General features: G+C 60.0%; 13 protein-coding genes. 7 read left to right on the top strand and 6 right to left on the bottom strand.

Going from position 1 to position 16,522, the window contains the following annotated elements; translation table 11 throughout:
* Positions 1-52 precede the first annotated feature (52 nt).
* On the top strand, positions 53-952 hold the full coding sequence (folD, locus tag ATY79_RS23190; protein WP_088691409.1) for a bifunctional methylenetetrahydrofolate dehydrogenase/methenyltetrahydrofolate cyclohydrolase FolD: 900 nt from the start codon (positions 53-55) through the stop codon (positions 950-952).
* On the opposite strand, the gene ATY79_RS23195 is transcribed toward folD, so the two are convergent.
* Positions 931-1,974 (bottom strand): substrate-binding domain-containing protein, encoded by a 1,044-nt coding sequence (locus tag ATY79_RS23195; RefSeq protein WP_088691410.1) that lies wholly within the window; start codon positions 1,972-1,974, stop codon positions 931-933. The genes folD and ATY79_RS23195 overlap by 22 nt on opposite strands.
* Before the next feature lie 284 nt (positions 1,975-2,258).
* On the opposite strand from ATY79_RS23195, the gene ATY79_RS23200 reads away from it, so the two are divergent.
* The 6 genes from ATY79_RS23200 to ATY79_RS23225 all read left to right on the top strand — a co-directional run bounded on the left by ATY79_RS23200 (position 2,259) and on the right by ATY79_RS23225 (position 9,386).
* Positions 2,259-3,623, top strand: coding sequence for an ABC transporter substrate-binding protein (locus ATY79_RS23200; RefSeq protein ID WP_088705005.1), 1,365 nt, complete (start codon positions 2,259-2,261; stop codon positions 3,621-3,623).
* Between the two features lie 172 nt (positions 3,624-3,795).
* Positions 3,796-4,809: a sugar ABC transporter permease gene (locus tag ATY79_RS23205; RefSeq protein WP_088691412.1), complete on the top strand. Its 1,014-nt coding sequence runs from the start codon at positions 3,796-3,798 to the stop codon at positions 4,807-4,809.
* Between the two features lies 1 nt (position 4,810).
* Entirely contained in the window at positions 4,811-5,974 is a 1,164-nt protein-coding gene (locus tag ATY79_RS23210) for a carbohydrate ABC transporter permease (protein ID WP_088691413.1), read from the top strand.
* A gap of 33 nt (positions 5,975-6,007) precedes the next feature.
* Positions 6,008-7,654: an alpha-glucosidase family protein gene (locus tag ATY79_RS23215; RefSeq protein ID WP_088691414.1), complete on the top strand. Its 1,647-nt coding sequence runs from the start codon at positions 6,008-6,010 to the stop codon at positions 7,652-7,654.
* A 21-nt stretch (positions 7,655-7,675) separates the two neighbouring features.
* Positions 7,676-8,767, top strand: a complete 1,092-nt coding sequence (ugpC, locus tag ATY79_RS23220) for a sn-glycerol-3-phosphate ABC transporter ATP-binding protein UgpC (protein ID WP_088705006.1) — start codon at positions 7,676-7,678, stop codon at positions 8,765-8,767.
* 265 nt (positions 8,768-9,032) lie between these two features.
* Positions 9,033-9,386 (top strand): hypothetical protein, encoded by a 354-nt coding sequence (locus ATY79_RS23225; protein WP_037077031.1) that lies wholly within the window; start codon positions 9,033-9,035, stop codon positions 9,384-9,386.
* A 76-nt stretch (positions 9,387-9,462) separates the two neighbouring features.
* Here the strand turns inward: ATY79_RS23225 and edd are convergent, their stop codons facing one another.
* From edd to ATY79_RS23250, 5 genes are all read right to left on the bottom strand, one after another.
* The gene (edd, locus tag ATY79_RS23230) at positions 9,463-11,283 is read right to left on the bottom strand and encodes a phosphogluconate dehydratase (protein WP_088705007.1); all 1,821 of its coding nucleotides are present in this window, start codon (positions 11,281-11,283) and stop codon (positions 9,463-9,465) included.
* 60 nt (positions 11,284-11,343) lie between these two features.
* Positions 11,344-12,042 (bottom strand): 6-phosphogluconolactonase, encoded by a 699-nt coding sequence (gene pgl, locus ATY79_RS23235; RefSeq protein ID WP_088705008.1) that lies wholly within the window; start codon positions 12,040-12,042, stop codon positions 11,344-11,346.
* A 10-nt stretch (positions 12,043-12,052) separates the two neighbouring features.
* Complete coding sequence (gene zwf, locus ATY79_RS23240; RefSeq protein WP_088705009.1) at positions 12,053-13,528, bottom strand: glucose-6-phosphate dehydrogenase; 1,476 nt, start codon at positions 13,526-13,528, stop codon at positions 12,053-12,055.
* A 134-nt stretch (positions 13,529-13,662) separates the two neighbouring features.
* Positions 13,663-14,961 (bottom strand): FAD-binding oxidoreductase, encoded by a 1,299-nt coding sequence (locus ATY79_RS23245; RefSeq protein WP_088705010.1) that lies wholly within the window; start codon positions 14,959-14,961, stop codon positions 13,663-13,665.
* Positions 14,962-14,974: 13 nt separating this feature from the next.
* The gene (locus ATY79_RS23250; RefSeq protein WP_088691420.1) at positions 14,975-16,411 is read right to left on the bottom strand and encodes a glutamine synthetase family protein; all 1,437 of its coding nucleotides are present in this window, start codon (positions 16,409-16,411) and stop codon (positions 14,975-14,977) included.
* Positions 16,412-16,522 lie beyond the last annotated feature (111 nt).

Consider the following 16,522-nt stretch of genomic DNA (forward strand, 5'->3'; position numbering starts at 1 on the left):
CGCGCTGGGCGCCACCGGCTACAATGGGCTAAAGCAAGGGCAGGAGACAGTCTTGACGACAGTGATTGATGGCAAACTGGTTGCAGCTTCCGTAATCGAAACCGTGAAGGCCGCGACATCCGCGCTGGACAAGCAGAGCGGCGTCAAGACCGGCCTTGCGGTCGTCATCGTCGGCGACGATCCGGCCAGCCACGCCTACGTCAATTCCAAAAGCAAGATGGCGAAGGAATGCGGGTTCAAATCCGTCCAGCACACGTTGCCGGTCGAGACGACGCAGGAGGAGTTGGCAGCGCTCGTCGCTTCCTTGAACCACGACCCCTCAATCCACGGCATCCTAGTGCAATTGCCGTTGCCGAAGCATCTGAAATCCGAACCGATCATTCAATCGATCCTGCCCGAGAAGGATGTCGACGGTCTGCACGTCGTCAATGCCGGCAAGCTTGCGACCGGCGATCTCGAAACCGGCCTTGTGTCCTGCACCCCGGCTGGCGCGATGGTCTTCGTGCGCCGCACGCATGGTGAAGATCTCTCCGGCCTGAATGCTGTGGTGATCGGCCGCTCGAACCTGTTCGGAAAGCCGATGGCGCAGTTGCTGCTCAATGCTAATGCGACAGTGACCATCGCTCACTCGCGCACTAAGGATCTGCCGGCTGTCTGCCGCAATGCGGATATTCTGGTTGCTGCCGTCGGGCGTCCGGAGATGGTCAAGAGCGATTGGGTGAAGCCTGGCGCCACTGTCATCGATGTCGGCATCAACCGCGTTCCGGCTCCCGAAAAGGGCGAAGGCAAGACGCGCCTCGTCGGCGACGTTGCCTTCGATGGGGCTGCGAAGGTCGCGTCCGTTATTACGCCGGTTCCCGGTGGGGTAGGGCCGATGACAATCGCGATGCTGATGGCCAATACCGTCATCGCCGCCCATCGAGTGGCCGGTCAGACGCCGCCCAAATTCTGATCCCGCGGCGCCGGGCCTGTCGAGGCTCTGACGATCAGTTCGGTTTTCCAGAGTTCCTGCTCCGGAAAGGGCCCCTCCTGCTTGACCGTCCCGATAAGCCGTTGGGCGATACGCACGCCCGCGGCCCGCAGCGAGGATCGCGTCGTCGTCAGCGGCACCGAAAAGTTTTCGGGCTTCAGATGAGGCAGGACGTCGTCATGCGCGATCAGTGAAATGTCCTCGCCGAGCTTCAGCCCGGCTTGATTGACGGCACGGATGGCCCCGAGCGCCAGCACCGTACTGGAGCAGAGGATCGCCGTCGGGCGCTCCGGCATCTGCAGAAAGCGTTCCATGGCAGTCTGACCAAGTTCGTCCGTCATCGACGTATGGCTCACGCAGTCTTCCGGAAGCGACAGCCCTCGCTCGGAGAGCGCGGCGACAAGTCCGTTCTTGCGGCGGATTGCAAAGTCGAGATGCCCCGGCCCGTTGAGCAGGGCAAAGCGCGTATGGCCGAGCTGAAGCAGCAACCTCGCGGCATCATAGAAAGCGGCTTCGTTGTCGATATCGAGGTAGGGATAGTCGGGCTCGGAACCAATGGAGCGACCATGCACAAGGAATGGCATGGAGAGCGACTTCAACATTGGCAGCCGCGGATCGTGACCGCGCATATAGGCCACGAACAGCGCATCGACATTGCCGCTGATCGCAAGCCGGCGCAGTGCCCCGACCTCGTCGTTCGGATCGGCAGGCATGATTACGAAATGAAAATCGTGGCGCACGGCTTCCTCGCCGAGCCCCGTCAGGAACTCGCCGAAATGCACGTCGGAATAATGATCGGGAGCCGTCGGCATAACGAGGCCAATGGAGCCGGCCTTGCCGGTCGCAAGCCGCTGTGCCGCCTTGTTGGGGCGATAGCCGGTCTCCTTCACGGCTTGGAGCACGCGCTCGCGTGTCGCCTCATTGACTTCGGGATAACCGTTCAATGCACGGCTTACCGTTGTCTGCGACAGACCAAGCAATTCCGATAGCTGTTTCAAATTCACGTGTTATGCTTCCTCCGCTTGCCTTGGTCGCCAGCTCCCAATGGCATCCAAAGCGCTTTCAATTATGTAACAGTTGTTCGGCTTGACTCAAGAAAAATCGCTCCATATTCCCAAGGTATGGCGGGGGTGCTCCCGTGCATAAGGGGCACATTTGGTGCACTTTTTGCAAAATTGCTTGACTCTTTTCTGCCGAAAGTGAAATGAGTGCATCTGTCAAAGCGCTTTGGAACGACATCTAAACGGTTTCAAAAGTGCGGTTGGGATTGTGATGGGAGGTTGATCACATGAGAAAGACGTTTTTGATGGGCGCTGCCGCGGCAGCGCTTCTTGCTGCTGGTGCCGCATCGGCTGCCGATCTGAAGTTTGCCCCAGGGCAGGATTCGAAATTCAACTGGAAGAGCTACGACGATTTCAAGGCTGCTCACGCCGATCTGAAGGGCGAGCAGATGACCATCTTCGGACCGTGGCGCGGCGAAGATGAAGCCTTCTTCCGCAGCATTCTCGCCTATTTCACCGAAGCGACCGGCGTAGACGCCAAGTATTCCTCTTCGGAAAACTATGAACAGCAGATCGTCATCGACACGCAGGCCGGTTCTCCGCCGAATATTGCTATTCTGCCGCAGCCGGGTCTTCTTGCCGATCTCGCCAGCAAGGGCTTCCTGACGCCGCTTGGAGAGGAGAACTCCAAATGGGTCAAGGAAAACTACGGCGCCGGCGACAGCTGGGTCGGCTATGGCACCTACAAGGGCAAGGACGGCAAGGAAGCCTTCTACGCCTTCCCGTACAAGGCTGACGTGAAGTCGCTTGTTTGGTATGTGCCTGAGAATTTCAAGGAAGCAGGCTACAAGGTCCCGACGACCATGGAAGAGCTGCACGCCCTGACGGACCAGATCGTCAAGGACGGCGGCGTGCCGTGGTGCATCGGCCTCGGTTCCGGTGGTGCAACCGGCTGGCCGGCAACGGACTGGATCGAAGACATCATGCTGCGCCAGCAGAAGCCTGATGTTTACGACAAGTGGACCACCAATGAAGTCAAGTTCACGGATCCGGCCGTCGTCGCCGCGATCGACGAATTCGGTTCGTTTTCCAAGAACGAGAAGTATGTAAGCGGTGGCGTTGCAGCAGTTGCTGCGACCGACTTCCGCGACAGCCCGAAGGGTCTCTTCGGCGTGCCGCCGAAGTGCTACCTGCACCATCAGGCTTCGTTCATTCCGTCTTTCTTCCCTGAAGGCACGAAGCTCGGTCAGGATGCCGACTTCTTCTACATGCCGACCTACGCAGCGCACGCCGACCTCGGCAAGCCGGTTCTCGGCGCTGGTACGCTCGTGACCGTCACCAAGGACTCCAAGGCAGCCCGTGCCTTTGTCGAGTTCCTGAAGACCCCGATCGCCCACGAAGTCTGGATGGCACAGTCGAGCTTCCTGACGCCGTACAAGGGCGTCAACACGGCGGCATATGCCAATGACCAGATGAAGAGGGAAGGCGAGATCCTGACGACCGCGACCACTTTCCGCTTCGACGGTTCCGACCTGATGCCGGGCAAGATCGGCGCGGGTGCATTCTGGACAGGCATGGTCGATTTCGTTGGTGGTAAGTCTGCAGAGGAGACCGCCAACGAAATCCAGGGCGCCTGGGATGCCATCAAGTAACATCGCCTGACATTCATGCCGTCGGCAACGACGGCATGGTTCAAATGCGTGGCCGGATACCGGGAGTGTCCGGCCACTGTCGCCTGTCGCGTCAAGAGCGATGGGCGAAGTGACGATGATCAGTGCACGCGAACCCGTCGGGATAGACCGGGTAGCAGGGGAGGAGGGACGAATGCTGTCGCAGATAGTTTCCGCTTTGGGGGTCGTGGTCGTGGCGGTTTTCGCCTGCTCGGGCTACTTCTATTTTTCGAACAAGATCCTCGATTGGTCGCTGCCGGTGAAGGATGGCGATATCCATTCCGCAGCGCGCAACCTGAATCGCCGGGCGATGATCCGGCCGTGGCTGTTCATCGGGCCAGCCCTTTTCCTTCTTGTCGTCTACCTCGTTTATCCCGTAGTCGCGACGCTGATCCTTTCGTTCTACGATCGTTCCGGCGAACAGTTCGTAGGCTTTGCGAACTATCAGTGGGCCCTCACCGATCGCGAATTCCGTCAGTCGATCTTCAACAACATCCTGTGGCTCGCCGTCGTGCCTGCGGCCTGCACCTTCTTCGGTCTCGTCATCGCTGTCATGACCGACCGCATCTGGTGGGGCAATATCGCGAAAAGCATCGTCTTCATGCCGATGGCGATTTCCTTCGTCGGCGCATCCGTCATCTGGAAGTTCATTTACGAATACCGTGGCGGCAACGATGTTCAGATCGGTCTGCTGAATTCGATTGTTCAGTTGTTCGGCGGCACGCCGCAGGTGTGGATCTCAGTGCCCTTCTGGAACAACTTCTTCCTGATGATCATCCTGATCTGGATTCAGACCGGCTTCGCCATGGTGATCCTGTCTGCCGCACTGCGCGGCATCCCCGAGGAAACCATAGAGGCTGCCGTCATCGATGGCGCGAATGGCTGGCAGATCTTCTGGCGCATCATGGTGCCGCAGGTCTGGGGCACGATCGCCGTCGTCTGGACAACGATCACCATTCTCGTTCTCAAGGTCTTCGACATCGTGCTGACCATGACCAATGGTCAATGGAATACGATGGTGCTTGCCAATCTCATGTTCAACTGGCTCTTCCGGGGCGGTGGCGATTCCGGCCGAAGTGCTGTTATAGCGCTGATCATCATGTTGGCCGTGACGCCGATCATGGTTTGGAACGTTCGCCGCGCCAATCGCGAGCTGGGAGGCCACTGAGATGACACTCACCAGAGATTTCTTCAAGATCGGCCCCGCCCGCCTCTTTGTTCACTTCGTAGTCCTTGTGATCGTCATCGTCTGGCTAATCCCGACGCTCGGCATCTTCATCAGCGCCCTGCGAGACAAGGATCAGCTCGTCGTTTCCGGTTGGTGGACGGCCTTTGCGGGCTCGTCGCGAACCGTTGCCGTGCGCCTTGGGCAGCCTGACCAGCAAAAGCAGGAAGGCGCCGTCTACGTCATCTCAGGCAACGTACTGGAAGGCCAGCAAGGCCGCTCTATCCGTGCCTTCGGAACGCGCGTGCAGCAGCCGTCCGCGTACAAGGCCGGCGAGACGGCCGATCTTGGCGATGGCGTGTCGCTGACCATCAGCGACGACGGCAACTACCGCTACATGAAGAACGCCGCCTTCGGGCCTGACGATGGTGGCCGGCGTGTCTATGTTTCGGTTGCCACGCCGCCGGAGTTCACCCTGCAGAACTACAAGACGGTTCTGACAGGTGAGGGAATCGGCCAGTCCTTCATCAATTCGCTGACCGTCACCATCCCCGCGACGATCATCCCGATCCTCATTGCGGCTTTTGCAGCCTATGCGCTGAGCTGGATGGAATTCCCTGGGCGTGCGTTGCTCATCGCACTCGTCGTCGGGCTCATCGTCGTGCCGCTGCAGATGTCGCTCATCCCGCTTCTGAGGCTTTATAACGGCATTGGCTCACTGCTCGACGCTCCGTCGAAGACTTATCCCGGTATCTGGTTTGCGCACACCGCCTTCGGCATGCCGCTCGCCATCTATCTGCTGCGTGCCTATATCGCCGGTCTCCCGAAGGAGATCATCGAATCCGCCCGCGTCGATGGTGCCAGTGATTTCGAGATCTTTACCCGTATCGTACTGCCCTTGTCCTTCCCTGCGCTCGCGTCCTTCGCGATCTTCCAGTTCCTGTGGGTGTGGAACGACCTGCTTGTCGCCATGGTCTTCCTCGGTACCGACAGGGATCATCTCGTGCTGACCGGCGCGCTGAATGCGCTGCTCGGGTCGCGCGGTGGCAACTGGGAAATCCTGACGGCCTCGGCCTTCGTCACCATTGTCGTACCGCTGCTCGTGTTCTTCGGCTTGCAGCGTTATCTGGTGCGTGGTCTGCTCGCGGGCTCGGTCAAGGGCGGTTAGCAACCCCAAGAGCATCCAACAGGAAACACGAGCATGGCATCCCAATCCATTTTGACGGCCGACAAGGACTGGTGGCGCGGCGCGGTGATCTATCAGATCTACCCGCGCTCCTTCCAGGATTCGAACGGTGACGGCATCGGCGACTTGAAGGGCATCACCGCCCGCCTGCCGCATGTGGCATCGCTCGGCGCGGACGCGATCTGGATTTCGCCCTTCTTCACGTCGCCGATGCGCGATTTCGGCTACGATGTTTCCGACTACGAAAACGTCGATGCCATTTTCGGCACGCTGGTGGACTTCGACACGATGATATCCGAGGCGCATCGCCTCGGCATCCGCGTGATGATCGATCTCGTCATCTCGCATAGCTCCGACCAGCATCCCTGGTTCGTGGAGAGTCGCTCCAGCAAGACCAACGCCAAGGCGGACTGGTATGTCTGGGCCGATTCCAAGCCAGACGGCACGCCGCCGAACAACTGGCTGTCGATCTTCGGTGGTTCCGCGTGGGCGTGGGATCCGACACGCATGCAGTACTACATGCACAACTTCCTGACCTCGCAGCCGGACATGAACCTGCACAATCCCGAGGTTCAGGACCGGCTGCTGGATGTCGTGCGCTTCTGGCTGAAGCGCGGCGTCGATGGCTTCCGTCTCGATACGATCAATTTCTACTTCCACGACAAGGAGCTGCGCGACAATCCGGCGCTTGCCCCGGAGCGCCGCAACGCCTCGACGGCTCCGGCGGTCAATCCCTATAACTTCCAGGAGCATGTCTACGACAAGAACCGGCCGGAGAACCTGGAGTTCCTGAAGCGGTTCCGCGCCGTGCTCGAGGAGTTTCCGGCAATCGCCGCCGTCGGCGAAGTCGGCGACAGCCAACGCGGTCTTGAGATCGTCGGGGAATACACCTCCGGCAACGACAAGATGCACATGTGCTATGCCTTCGAGTTTCTGGCACCTGATCCGCTTTCTCCCGAGCGTGTCGAGGAGGTGATGGAAGACTTTGCGGCGGCTGCGCCGGATGGCTGGGCCTGCTGGGCATTCTCCAACCACGATGTCATGCGCCATGTCAGCCGCTGGGGCTCGCTGGTTGCCGATCACGACGCCTTTGCCAAGCAATATGCCTCGCTCCTGATGACGCTGCGCGGTTCCGTTTGCCTGTACCAGGGCGAGGAACTTGGCTTGACCGAAGCCGATCTTGCCTATCAGGACCTGCAGGATCCCTACGGCATTCAGTTCTGGCCGGAATTCAAGGGCCGAGACGGCTGCCGTACGCCGATGGTCTGGGACAGTCAGGTCGCCCAGGGCGGTTTCTCGACCGTCAAGCCGTGGCTGCCGGTTCCAGTCGAACACATTCTGCGCGCCGCTAGCGTCCAGCAGGGCGACGAGAACTCAGTTCTTGAGCACTATCGCCGCTTCCTTGCCTTCCGCAAACTGCACCCGGCCTTCGCCAAGGGTGAGATCGAGTTCATGGAACCGCAGGAGGACGTGCTGATCTTCGTGCGCGAGTACGGCGACGAAAAGCTGCTCTGCGTCTTCAACATGAGCGCGACCGAAAGTGCCGTCGTTTTGCCTGCAGGTGACTGGCAGGCGTTGACGGGCCACGGTTTCGTCAGCAATAACTATGGTGAGAAGATCGATATTCCGGCATGGGGAGCGTACTTCGCTCGTCTCGCCTGACGATGTGAGGAGGAGGAATTAATGACAGGACTGTCGCTTAAGGATATTCGCAAATCCTACGGCTCCGTGGACGTTCTCCACGGGATCGATCTGGAGATCAAGGAGGGCGAGTTCGTTGTGTTCGTCGGTCCTTCGGGCTGCGGAAAATCCACCCTGCTGCGCATGATTGCCGGCCTGGAGAACATCACCGGTGGCGACATGTATATCGATGGCCAGCTGGTCAACGATGTGCCGCCGTCGAAGCGCGGCATCGCGATGGTGTTCCAGTCCTACGCGCTCTATCCGCACATGACTGTCTACGACAACATGGCGTTTGGCATGAAGATCGCCGGCGAAAGCAAGCAGGAGATCGACCGCCGCGTTCGCGCCGCCGCCGAGAGCCTGCAGCTCACGCGATATCTCGATCGCCTGCCGAAGGCGCTCTCCGGTGGCCAGCGTCAGCGCGTCGCCATCGGCCGCGCCATCTGCCGCAATCCGAAGGTCTTCCTCTTCGACGAGCCGCTGTCGAACCTCGACGCAGCGCTTCGTGTTGCAACCCGCATCGAGATCGCCCGCCTGAGCGAGCAGATGGCGGGCACGACGATGATCTACGTCACCCACGATCAGGTGGAAGCGATGACGCTTGCTGACCGCATCGTCGTCCTCTCCGCCGGCAACATCGAGCAGGTGGGCGCACCGCTGGAACTCTACGAGCGTCCGGCAAATCTCTTCGTCGCCAAGTTCATCGGCTCTCCGGCCATGAATGTCATTCCGTCAACCATTACAGAGGCTGGCAACACGACGACGGTGACGTTGACCGGCGGCAAGTCCGTGACGCTCGACATTCCCACGGCCGCTGCCGAAAAGGGCAAGACCGCAAGCTTCGGCGTTCGTCCCGAAGATCTGCGCGTGGCTGGTGCCGGCGACGACTACCTTTTCGAGGGTGAAGTCTCGATCGTCGAGGCGCTTGGCGAAGTGACACTTCTCTATATCGAGGGTCTCGTTCAGGGCGAACCGATCATCGTCAAGCTGCCCGGCATTTACGATATCAAGAAGGGCCAGAAGATGCACTTCTCGGCCGACCGCTCAAAGCTGCATCTCTTTGACGCGGATGGTCGCACCTATCGCAAATAAAATCGCTTCGTTGCGACGACAAAAATCAAGCCCGGGGAACGCCACGTGTTGCCCGGGCTTTGTTATGTATCTGATCGAAAACAGAATTATCCCCGAAGATTCGCCGACTTGTTCAGTGGATATAGTGCTCCGGATCGAAACTATTCTCACGGTCTGTTAAGCATCGCCCGGTAGTATTTCCTCATTGAATGTCGAAGGGAATACGGCGGTGGCAGCATCCAATCAAATGCCTTCCGGGCACTTTCTGAACAAAGAAGAATCCTTCATGTACGACCGCGAAGTGCGGTTCAAGATGGAGGATACGATGAACGCCGCACGCATCGAATACACCGAGAAAGGCGTCATGCATATGGCGTCCCGGCGATGCGACATCATCCGCATTTCCAAGAGCAGCGCGGTTCTTGCGCTTCTTACGCAATACGCCCTTCCGAAGCAGTTCTACCTTGATATCCCGGATGCACGTATCACCAAGGTCGGCTGCATGCTGACGCGAGTGAATGCCAACAACACGATCGAAGTCCGCTTTCTGCGCATGCTGAATGACAAGGAATTGAACAAGATCTTTGTCTACAGCACGCACCCCGCACATCGCGATCGTGTGCTCGACATCCGCGCCTGATTTCCTGACGTAACACAAGACAAAGCCCGCGAGCGTCCTCGCGAGCTTCGTCGTTTGTCGGTCTAACTGTTGCTGCTTAGTGGAACAGCACGCTTGCACCGCGATCCGAAGGGCCAACGGCGCGGCGGAAGGGCGCAAACAGGTCGCGGCCCAGGCCAAACTCGTTCTCGGAGAGGTCGATGACTACGGACTCGCGTTCGGCCAGGTCCGCCGCATCGACCAGAACCTCCAGCGTGCCGGCGATAGCGTCGAGGCGGATGATGTCCCCGTCCTTGATCCGCGCGATCGGACCGCCGTCGACAGCTTCAGGCGTGACGTGGATTGCTGCCGGCACCTTGCCCGAGGCGCCCGACATGCGCCCATCGGTCAGTAGCGCAACGCGGAAGCCGCGGTCCTGCAGCACGCCGAGAGGTGGCGTCAGCTTATGCAATTCCGGCATGCCGTTCGCCTTCGGTCCCTGGAAACGGACGACGGCGACGAAATCCTTGTTGAGCTTGCCTTCCTTGAAGGCGTCCTGCAGCTCCTGCTGGCTGTGGAAGACGACGGCGGGCGCTTCGATAACATGCCGGTCCTGTTTGACCGCCGAGATCTTGATGACGGCCTTGCCGAGATTACCGCGCAGCATCTTCAAGCCGCCATTCGCCTGGAAGGGCGTCTCGATATTGGCAAGCACCTTCGGATCGACGCTCTTCTCGGGTGCGGGCTCCCGAATGATCGTTCCGTCTTCACCAAGGCGAGGATCGATGGTGTACGCCTGCAGGCCATGGCCGAAGACCGTGCGTACGTCATCATGCACCATGCCGTGCTTCAGCAGTTCCTTGATGAGGAAGCCCATGCCGCCGGCGGCGTGGAAGTGGTTCACATCGGCAAGCCCGTTAGGATAGACACGCGCCAGCAGCGGCACGATCTCCGAAAGCTCGGCAATATCCTGCCAGGTCAGCTGGATACCGGCAGCCCGCGCCATGGCGACGAGGTGCAGCGTGTGGTTCGTTGAGCCACCTGTGGCGTGCAGGCCGACGACGCCATTTACCACGGAGCGTTCGTCGATCATCTCGCCGGCCGGCGTGAATTCATTACCCTGCGCGGTGATCGCAAGCGCACGCTTGGCAGCCTCACGTGTGAAGGCTTCGCGCAATGGCGTGCCGGGATTGATGAAGGAGGAACCGGGCATGTGGAAGCCCATGATCTCCATCAGCATCTGGTTTGAATTCGCCGTGCCGTAGAAGGTGCAGGTGCCCGGACCGTGATAGGACTTCGATTCCGCTTCCAGCAGTTCGGCGCGCCCGACCTTGCCTTCGGCATAGAGCTGGCGCACACGTGACTTTTCGTCGTTCGGCAGCCCCGAGGTCATCGGACCGGCCGGAACGAAGATCGCCGGCAAATGTCCGAAGGAGAGAGCGGCGATGACGAGGCCGGGCACGATCTTGTCACAGACGCCGAGGAAGAGCGCGGCATCGAACATGTTGTGCGAGAGCCCCACGCCGGCAGCCATCGCGATCAGGTCGCGCGAGAACAGCGAAAGCTCCATGCCGGGCTGGCCCTGCGTGACACCGTCGCACATGGCAGGAACAGCGCCCGCGACCTGCGCGATGCCGCCGGCTTCGGCGGCCGCCTCGCGAATGATCGCCGGATAGTTCTCGAACGGCTGATGCGCGGAGAGCATGTCATTGTAGGAAGTGATGATGCCAAGATTGGGCACCCGGTCGCCCGCAAGTGCCTCTTTCTCGGAGGGGGAACAGACCGCGAAGCCATGCGCGAGGTTGGCGCAACCGAGAACTGAGCGACTTACACCCTTGGATGCCGCGTTGCGCAGGCGCTCCAGATAAAGTCCGCGCGTCGGCTTCGATCGTTCGACGATGCGGGCGGTGATCGCAGAAATGCGTGCATTAGCGGACATGGGAGGTATCCTGCCTTGGTTGCTCTTCAGTTTTTCGTTCGCGACTATCTGCCCGAAGGCCTACGGAGCCCAGTAAATTTCGACGGGGCTCGCGGCCCGCCGCAGAATGGCGCGGATCGGCATCTCTGCCTCGTCACCGGCGCTCTCGGCCTTCGTCAGGACGTCCTTCTTGCTCTCGCCTTCGATGTGAAGCACGAGCAGCTTTGCATCCTGGAGGCTGGAGAAGGTGAAGGTGAGCCGCGGCTCGCCCGCGCCGTCCGCCTCCATCGTAATGATACCACGCGGCGTCATGGGGTCGAGCGCGACCTTCAGATTGCTGCCATCAGGGAAGAATGAGGCGGTGTGGCCGTCGCCGCCCATTCCGAGGATTGCCACATCGAAGGGATTGCCGATCGAGGCTGTCTCCCTCGTTGCAAGCTTCGCCGCGTCCTCGACCGAACCTGCCGCCTGGTAGAGCGGCAGCAAGTTTGCGGCCTTCGCCTTGTTCTGCAGGAGGTTATCGGCCACCAGCAGATGGTTCGAGCGCGGATTGTCCGCCGGCACGAAGCGTTCGTCGACCAGGGTGACGGTCACCTTGGACCAGTCGAGATCACGAGCCGAAAGCTCCTGGAAAAACAGCTTCGGCGTCGAACCGCCGGAAACGGCAAGCGTTGCCGCTCCCCGCGTGTCGATTGCGGCGGAAAGCGACGCAGCGACTTTGTCCGCAAGGTTGCGAGCCAGTTCCGCGCCATTGGCAAAAGCATGCATCGTCGCTGCCATCGTCTTGATCCTACAGGTTGTCGTGCCAGGTGCGGCCATCACGCTCGATGAGCGCAATCGACTGGCTGGGCCCCCAGGTGCCGGCCGTGTATCCCTGAACCTTCTGGCCGGTGGATTCCCAACCCTTCAGGATCGGGTCGACCCACTGCCATGCAGCCTCGACCTCGTCGCGGCGCATGAACAGCGTCTGGTTGGAACGGATAACGTCCATCAGCAGGCGCTCATAGGCGTCCGGATTGCGGACCTGGAAGGCGTCGGCGAAGCTCATGTCGAGCGAGACGTTGCGCAGGCGCATGCCGCCCGGGCCTGGGTCCTTGATCATCAGCGACTGCTTGACGCCTTCATCAGGCTGCAGGCGAATGATGAGCTGGTTCTGGTTGATGCGGCCGGCCGACTGGTCGAAGACCGAGTGCGGGATCGGCTTGAAGGTAATGACAATCTCCGACATACGGCCGGCAAGGCGCTTGCCGGTGCGGATGTAGAAGGGAACGCCTGCCCAGCGCCAGTTGCCGATCTCGGCCTTGATCGCCACGAAGGTTTCGGTGTTCGAAACACCGCCCTCGAGCTCTTCCAGGTAGCCCTTGACGGGGCCGCTGCCGGACGCGCCTGCGCGATACTGACCGCGAACGGTGTTGGTTTCGACGTTCGATGCGTTGATCGGCTTCAGTGCGCGCAGCACCTTCAGCTTCTCGTCGCGAACGGCTTCGGAGTCCATCGAGGACGGAACTTCCATGGCGACCAGGCAGACGAGCTGCAGGATGTGGTTCTGCACCATGTCGCGCAGCGCGCCAGCGGTGTCATAGTATCCGGCGCGGCCTTCGAGGCCCACCGACTCGGCAACGGTGATCTGCACGTGGTCGATATGGTTGGCGTTCCAAAGCGGCTCATAGAGCGCGTTGGCAAAGCGCAGCGCCATCAGGTTCTGCACTGTCTCCTTGCCGAGATAGTGGTCGATGCGGAAGATCTGCTCTTCCTTGAAGACCTTGCCGATCGTGTCGTTCAGCTGCAGCGCGGAAGCGAGATCGCGGCCGATCGGCTTCTCGACAACAATGCGCGTCGACTTGGTGATTAGCTTGTGGTCATGAATCTTCTGCGAGATGTCGCCGAAAATACCAGGCGCGACGGCGAGGTAGAAAGCGCGAACGCGATCCTTGCCTTCATCGAGAAGCTTCTTCAGCTGGTCCCAGCCGGCATCGGAGCGCGCATCGACCGGCACATAGAATAGGCGCTGCAGGAATTTCGCGACTTCGGCCTCGTCGTATTCGCCCTTCTTCAGGTGCTCCTTGAGGGCGTCCTGCGCGAACTTGCGATATTCCTCGTTCGTCAGCGCACTGCGCGAGGCACCGATGATACGGGTCGGCTCGGAGAATTGCCCCTCGATCTGTCTATGGTAAAGGGCCGGCAGCAACTTGCGCTCAGCAAGGTCGCCGCTGCCGCCGAAAACGACATAATCAAAAGGTTCAACGGGGATGATTTGGCTGCTCATGAGGATGTCTCTCAATCAGACGGGTTGTTGGCCTCTTTAATCTAATCGATTTAAAAAAGCCAGTGTGCGATGCAATGAATCTCTCGGAAAGAGGTTTTAGTTCGAATTGCCGCGCGATGAAATCCGCAATCTGACTAAAACTTGTCGCGCAGGGCAAACCAGGAGAGCGCCAGGAAAAGCAGCGGCGCGCGCATGGCCGCACCTCCCGGAAAGGCCGGAATGTCGAGCGACTTGAAAAGATCGAGGTCCGCCGATCTTCCAAGAACCGTTTCCGCGTAGAGCCTTCCGCAATAGTTGGACAGCATCACGCCATGGCCGGAATAGCCGCCGATGGATGTCACACCAGGCATGACCTCGCGCACGAAGGGCTGTCGCGGCATGGTGATGCCGACCGAACCACCCCACGCATGGGTGATCTCGATATCCCGAAGTGCGGGGTAGATCTCCGCGATCTGCCGGCGGATGTGCTGCGTAATGTCGCGCGGATTGTCGGCCGTATAGGCTTCGCGCCCGCCGAAGAGCAGTCGCCCGTCCTTGGACTTGCGGAAGTAGCGCACGACGAAGCGCGAGTCGGCTACGGCTTCACTGCCCGGCAGCACCTGCGGATACCCGTCAAGCGGCACGGTGGCGCCAATGAAGGAGCGAATCGGCATTACGTGGCTCGCCGTCACCGGCTCGAGATTGCCGATATAGCCGTTGCAGGCGATCAGTGCCTGATTGGCGGTGATCGTTCCGTTCGATGTCTCGATTGTTACCTTGCCACCGCCTTGACGTATCGCCGTTGCCTTCGTCATCTCGAAAATCTGCGCGCCGGCGTTGGCCGCAACGCGGGCAAGGCCGATGAGCAGCTTCAGCGGATGGATGTGGCCGGTACCGGTGTCGCGGACGCCGCAGTAATAACGCGTCGAGCCGAGTCGCTCCTGGGTTTCGGCTTTGTCCATGAAGCGCACATGCGGATAGTTGTAGCGCATCGCCGCGATCTCGGCATTTTCGTAGTAATCCGGCTTGTAGCTCTCCTTGTGGGCCACATTCATCTGCCCCGGCATGTAGTCCATGTCGATCTGACGATCGGTGGCGAAATCGAGGAGATGCTGCTTGGCGGCCTCGGCGAGATCGAAGAGGGCGCGGGACCGCTCATAGCCGATCTTTTCTTCAAGCTCTTCCGGCCACCAGCGCTGGCCAGTGCCGAGCTGCCCGCCATTGCGCCCGGAGGCGCCGTCACCAAACCGGCACGCCTCGATGAGAACCACCGAGACGCCTGATTTGGCGAGGTTGTAGGCGGCCTGAAGCCCTGTATAGCCTCCACCGACGATCGCGACGTCACACGTCTTCGAGCCATCCATGCCAGGATAGGTCGGGCGCTCGCCTGATGTTGCCTGATACCAGGAAATGCCGGGCGCAATGGGGCTCTGCCATCTCTCCTGCGATGTCATGATCGAGCCCTCCCTAAACGTTCAGCAGAAGAAATTCGCGTTCCCAGGGGCTAATGACCTGCATGAAGGTTTCGAATTCTCCGCGCTTCACGCCGGCGTAGATGCCAAGGAACTCCTTGCCGAACACTTCCTCGAAGGCTTCCTCGTCTTCCATCAGTGCGACGGCTTCCAGAAGACCGCGCGGCAGATCGATCGAGCCTTCGTTTGCCGTGTCCTCGGTCGGCGCCGTCGGCTCGATGCCCTTCATGATGCCGAGCAGACCGGACGCGAGCGAGGCGGCGAGCGCGAGATAGGGGTTTGCATCCGAACTCGGTAGGCGGTTTTCGACGCGCCTTGCCTGCGGGTCGGATACCGGCACGCGGAACGCCGTCGTGCGGTTGTCGTAGCCCCAGGCATTGTTGACGGGAGCCGACATATCAGGCGTCAATCGCCGGTAGGAATTCACATAGGGCGCCAACATCACCATCGAGCTCGGCACATATTTCTGCAGGCCGCCGATGAAATGGAAGAATTCGCGAGAGGCGGAACCATCCGGATTCGAGAAGATGTTCTTGCCGGTCTGCTCGTTGACCACGGATTGGTGGATGTGCATCGCCGAACCTGGCTGCCCCTGCATCGGCTTGGCCATGAAGGTCGCGTAGATGCCGTGCTTCATCGCGGCTTCGCGGATCGTGCGCTTGAACAGGAACACCTGGTCGGCAAGCTCGATCGGATTACCGTGACGAAGGTTGATTTCCAGCTGCGCCGGCCCTTCCTCGTGGATCAGCGTATCGATCTCGAGGCCCTGCTTTTCAGAGAAGTGATAGATGTCGTCGATCAGTTCGTCGAACTCGTTGATGCCGGCAATCGAATAGCCCTGACCACCGAGGATCGAGCGGCCAGAGCGGCCTTTCGGTGGATGCAACGGGTAGTCCGGGTCGTCGTTCTTGGCAACGAGATAGAACTCGATCTCTGGCGCGACGATCGGCTTCCAGCCGCGGTCGCTGTAGAGCTTCAGCACGCGCTTGAGGACGTTGCGCGGTGTATAAGGGACTTCTTCGCCGTCCGAATTGACGATGTCGCAGATCACCTGCGCCGTCGGATCGGTTTCCCAAGGGACAACCGAAAGCGTCGAGAGATCTGGAACCAGCTTCAGGTCGCTGTCGCGCGGCTCGTAGCGGAAGCTTTCCGTCTCATCCGGATATTCACCAGAAATGGTGTGACGGTAGATCGCCGACGGCAGGGCCAGAGAGGTGTTCGACGTGAATTTGGAGCTCGGCATCATCTTGCCGCGCGGCACGCCGGCAAGGTCAGGCGTGATGCATTCGATGTCTTCGATGCCACGCGCCCGCAAGAACTGCGCTGCTTCCTTCCAGTTTTCCACGCCGCGCTGATGTCCGGGGTCCGGGGGTGTTTTCTTTGAGGCAGGTACGTTTCTGGCAGGCTTCAGCGTCGTCTTTTTTGGGGACATGACACACCGGTTTGCGTTGATCGTGACGGCATCATAGCTGGAGTTTGGCAATTGGCGAGGGGGAGGGCACGTTGACTTTCGCCTCCTGATGGAAAAAGAAGACGCCTTTCG

This window comes from Rhizobium sp. R693 (assembly GCF_002211315.1).
Lineage (GTDB): Bacteria > Pseudomonadota > Alphaproteobacteria > Rhizobiales > Rhizobiaceae > Rhizobium.

Coding starts and splice junctions, on each gene's coding strand:
- zwf (WP_088705009.1), bottom strand. CDS start 13,528: ATGAGCAGCCAAATCATCCCCGTTGAACCTTTTGATTATGTCGTTTTC.
- ATY79_RS23215 (WP_088691414.1), top strand. CDS start 6,008: ATGGCATCCCAATCCATTTTGACGGCCGACAAGGACTGGTGGCGCGGC.
- ugpC (WP_088705006.1), top strand. CDS start 7,676: ATGACAGGACTGTCGCTTAAGGATATTCGCAAATCCTACGGCTCCGTG.
- ATY79_RS23205 (WP_088691412.1), top strand. CDS start 3,796: ATGCTGTCGCAGATAGTTTCCGCTTTGGGGGTCGTGGTCGTGGCGGTT.
- ATY79_RS23250 (WP_088691420.1), bottom strand. CDS start 16,411: ATGTCCCCAAAAAAGACGACGCTGAAGCCTGCCAGAAACGTACCTGCC.
- ATY79_RS23200 (WP_088705005.1), top strand. CDS start 2,259: ATGAGAAAGACGTTTTTGATGGGCGCTGCCGCGGCAGCGCTTCTTGCT.
- ATY79_RS23225 (WP_037077031.1), top strand. CDS start 9,033: ATGTACGACCGCGAAGTGCGGTTCAAGATGGAGGATACGATGAACGCC.
- edd (WP_088705007.1), bottom strand. CDS start 11,283: ATGTCCGCTAATGCACGCATTTCTGCGATCACCGCCCGCATCGTCGAA.
- ATY79_RS23245 (WP_088705010.1), bottom strand. CDS start 14,961: ATGACATCGCAGGAGAGATGGCAGAGCCCCATTGCGCCCGGCATTTCC.
- pgl (WP_088705008.1), bottom strand. CDS start 12,042: ATGGCAGCGACGATGCATGCTTTTGCCAATGGCGCGGAACTGGCTCGC.
- ATY79_RS23210 (WP_088691413.1), top strand. CDS start 4,811: ATGACACTCACCAGAGATTTCTTCAAGATCGGCCCCGCCCGCCTCTTT.